The following is a 4,183-nucleotide window of genomic DNA, read 5'->3' on the forward strand; positions in this document are numbered from 1 at the left end:
ATATATATATATATATACTTCCTTTAGGTTTTAAACCTAAATGTTCTTTTTAATTATCATTGTTAAGAGTCACAAGCAAGTTTTAATAAAAACAATTTTACAGGACTTGTTAAAGGATAAAACCTATTTATCTTTTCTTTGGTTTAACTTATATCTTTTAATTATCTTTATTTCTATAATAAAGAGAATATTAGATTTAAGATTTGTAAATTAAAGACAAGTTTCAAACTCACAGCTTAGTTAAGACTAAATCATTTAGTTTTATATTAAGTGTTTGAATGCTTTCCGTCTTAAGATAAAGAAGTCTTATCATAAAAACTTTAACAAGGAAGTGATGCGTTTTAGAATCAATAATAAAAGGTAGAAGTTAGGTTATATCTAACTTTTATGCAAATTGTTTTTTTAGTGATTAAGAATTGAAGCTTTATCTACATTAATTTTTTAATGAATGTTTAGTTTATTTCGTTTTAAGCCTAATATCTTTTAGGTTGGCGGGGTAGGCCTTTAGCTTTGGTTCTTTAAGATGAGCTTTGCTCATCTGCTAAAAGAACATCAAAAGGTAAGCTACTAAGAGCGAATGGTGGATGCCTTGACTGGTAAAGGCGATGAAGGACGTACTAGACTGCGATAAGCTACGGGGAGCTGTCAAGAAGCTTTGATCCGTAGATTTCCGAATGGGGCAACCCAATGTATAGAGATATACATTACCTATATAGGAGCGAACGAGGGGAATTGAAACATCTTAGTACCCTCAGGAAAAGAAATCAATAGAGATTGCGTCAGTAGCGGCGAGCGAAAGCGCAAGAGGGCAAACCCAGTGCTTGCACTGGGGGTTGTAGGACTGCAATGTGCAAGAGCTGAGTTTAGCAGAACATTCTGGAAAGTATAGCCATAGAGGGTGATAGTCCCGTATGCGAAAAACAAAGCTTAGCTAGCAGTATCCTGAGTAGGGCGGGACACGAGGAATCCTGTCTGAATCCGGGTCGACCACGATCCAACCCTAAATACTAATACCAGATCGATAGTGCACAAGTACCGTGAGGGAAAGGTGAAAAGAACTGAGGTGATCAGAGTGAAATAGAACCTGAAACCATTTGCTTACAATCATTCAGAGCACTATGTAGCAATACAGTGTGATGGACTGCCTTTTGCATAATGAGCCTGCGAGTTGTGGTGTCTGGCAAGGTTAAGCAAACGCGAAGCCGTAGCGAAAGCGAGTCTGAATAGGGCGCTTAGTCAGATGCTGCAGACCCGAAACGAAGTGATCTATCCATGAGCAAGTTGAAGCTAGTGTAAGAACTAGTGGAGGACTGAACCCATAGGCGTTGAAAAGCCCCGGGATGACTTGTGGATAGGGGTGAAAGGCCAATCAAACTTCGTGATAGCTGGTTCTCTCCGAAATATATTTAGGTATAGCGTTGTGTCGTAATATAAGGGGGTAGAGCACTGAATGGGCTAGGGCATACACCAATGTACCAAACCCTATCAAACTCCGAATACCTTATATGTAATCACAGCAGTCAGGCGGCGAGTGATAAAATCCGTCGTCAAGAGGGAAACAACCCAGACTACCAGCTAAGGTCCCTAAATCTTACTTAAGTGGAAAACGATGTGAAGTTACTTAAACAACCAGGAGGTTGGCTTAGAAGCAGCCATCCTTTAAAGAAAGCGTAATAGCTCACTGGTCTAGTGATTTTGCGCGGAAAATATAACGGGGCTAAAGTAAGTACCGAAGCTGTAGACTTGCACACAACTTAGATTATTTAAGTTGAGAATATAAAAAACTAAGTTATATGTTTTAGTTATATTTTTACTGATTTTTATAGAGTAAAGATAGAAATAAAGCTTAGTAAAATCAGTAAAAATATTCTTGGTTTAAAGTTTAAGTAGTTTAAGTAGTTTAAGTTGTGTGCAAGTGGTAGGAGAGCGTTCTATTTGCGTCGAAGGTATACCGGTAAGGAGTGCTGGAGCGAATAGAAGTGAGCATGCAGGCATGAGTAGCGATAATTAATGTGAGAATCATTAACGCCGTAAACCCAAGGTTTCCTACGCGATGCTCGTCATCGTAGGGTTAGTCGGGTCCTAAGTCGAGTCCGAAAGGGGTAGACGATGGCAAATTGGTTAATATTCCAATACCAACATTAGTGTGCGATGGAAGGACGCTTAGGGCTAAGGGGGCTAGCGGATGGAAGTGCTAGTCTAAGGTCGTAGGAGCTTATACAGGCAAATCCGTATAAGAACACTCCGAGAACTGAAAGGCTTTTTGAAATCTTCGGATGGATAGAAGAACCCCTGATGCCGTCGAGCCAAGAAAAGTTTCTAAGTTTAGCTAATGTTGCCCGTACCGTAAACCGACACAGGTGGGTGGGATGAGTATTCTAAGGCGCGTGGAAGAACTCTCTTTAAGGAACTCTGCAAAATAGCACCGTATCTTCGGTATAAGGTGTGGTTAGCTTCGTACTAGGATTTACTTCGAAAGCGAAGAAACTTACAACAAAGAGTCCCTCCCGACTGTTTACCAAAAACACAGCACTCTGCTAACTCGTAAGAGGATGTATAGGGTGTGACGCCTGCCCGGTGCTCGAAGGTTAATTGATGGGGTTAGCATTAGCGAAGCTCTTGATCGAAGCCCGAGTAAACGGCGGCCGTAACTATAACGGTCCTAAGGTAGCGAAATTCCTTGTCGGTTAAATACCGACCTGCATGAATGGCGTAACGAGATGGGAGCTGTCTCAAAGAGGGATCCAGTGAAATTGTAGTGGAGGTGAAAATTCCTCCTACCCGCGGCAAGACGGAAAGACCCCGTGGACCTTTACTACAGCTTGACACTGCTACTTGGATAAGAATGTGCAGGATAGGTGGGAGGCTTTGAGTATATGACGCCAGTTGTATATGAGCCGTTGTTGAGATACCACTCTTTCTTATTTGGGTAGCTAACCAGCTTGAGTTATCCTCAAGTGGGACAATGTCTGGTGGGTAGTTTGACTGGGGCGGTCGCCTCCCAAATAATAACGGAGGCTTACAAAGGTTGGCTCAGAACGGTTGGAAATCGTTCGTAGAGTATAAAGGTATAAGCCAGCTTAACTGCAAGACATACAAGTCAAGCAGAGACGAAAGTCGGTCTTAGTGATCCGGTGGTTCTGTGTGGAAGGGCCATCGCTCAAAGGATAAAAGGTACCCCGGGGATAACAGGCTGATCTCCCCCAAGAGCTCACATCGACGGGGAGGTTTGGCACCTCGATGTCGGCTCATCGCATCCTGGGGCTGGAGCAGGTCCCAAGGGTATGGCTGTTCGCCATTTAAAGCGGTACGCGAGCTGGGTTCAGAACGTCGTGAGACAGTTCGGTCCCTATCTGCCGTGGGCGTAAGAAGATTGAAGAGATTTGACCCTAGTACGAGAGGACCGGGTTGAACAAACCACTGGTGTAGCTGTTGTTCTGCCAAGAGCATCGCAGCGTAGCTAAGTTTGGAAAGGATAAACGCTGAAAGCATCTAAGCGTGAAGCCAACTCTAAGATGAATCTTCTCTAAGCTCTCTAGAAGACTACTAGTTTGATAGGCTGGGTGTGTAATGGATGAAAGTCCTTTAGCTGACCAGTACTAATAGAGCGTTTGGCTTATCTTTAATAAAGCATCACTTCCTTGTTAAGGTTTTTATAAAGCTTTGAATGTTTTATATGAAATATTTATATAAACATTATGTTTTTAAGCTAATAAAATCTTTCAAGTAAAGTTTATATTAGAACTTGCTCTTAACATTGTTTTTTAAGTATTCTATATAAAAACTTATCAAAGATAAAAGATAAGTAAAGAAGAAAGAAAAACAAAAGAAGAAAGAGAATAAAGAAAAAAGTAAAGAAATAAAAAGATTAAGCTTTATTTTTTAAATTCAATCTTTCAAAGAATATTTAAATAACAATGTCCGTGATTATACAGATGTGGAAACGCCTTGCTCCATCCCGAACCAAGAAGCTAAGCACATCGTGGGTGATGATACTACGCCTTACTGGCAGGGGGAAAGTAGCTCATTGCGGACTTGTTAAATGTCTTCATTGCTTACTTTATATATAAATCCTATGTTTATTTTTATTGTTGTTTTAGATGGTGCTTAGAATCGTGTTTAAAAAAGAGTTTGTTGCTGGTTAAGGTTTTTAAGAGAATAGGGTGTTTTTAGGAGTTTGGAA

Annotated in this window: 2 rRNA genes; both read left to right on the forward strand. The window is 40.8% G+C overall.

The annotated features are described in order from the left end of the window. Positions 1-557 precede the first annotated feature (557 nt). Positions 558-3,624 (forward strand): 23S ribosomal RNA (locus AJ884_RS08085). Between the two features lie 295 nt (positions 3,625-3,919). Beyond that, a 5S ribosomal RNA gene (gene rrf / locus AJ884_RS08090) occupies positions 3,920-4,036 on the forward strand. The last annotated feature ends 147 nt before the right edge of the window (positions 4,037-4,183 follow it).

Source organism: Campylobacter sp. BCW_6463 (assembly GCF_001762785.1).
In the GTDB taxonomy this organism is placed as follows: domain Bacteria; phylum Campylobacterota; class Campylobacteria; order Campylobacterales; family Campylobacteraceae; genus Campylobacter_D; species Campylobacter_D jejuni.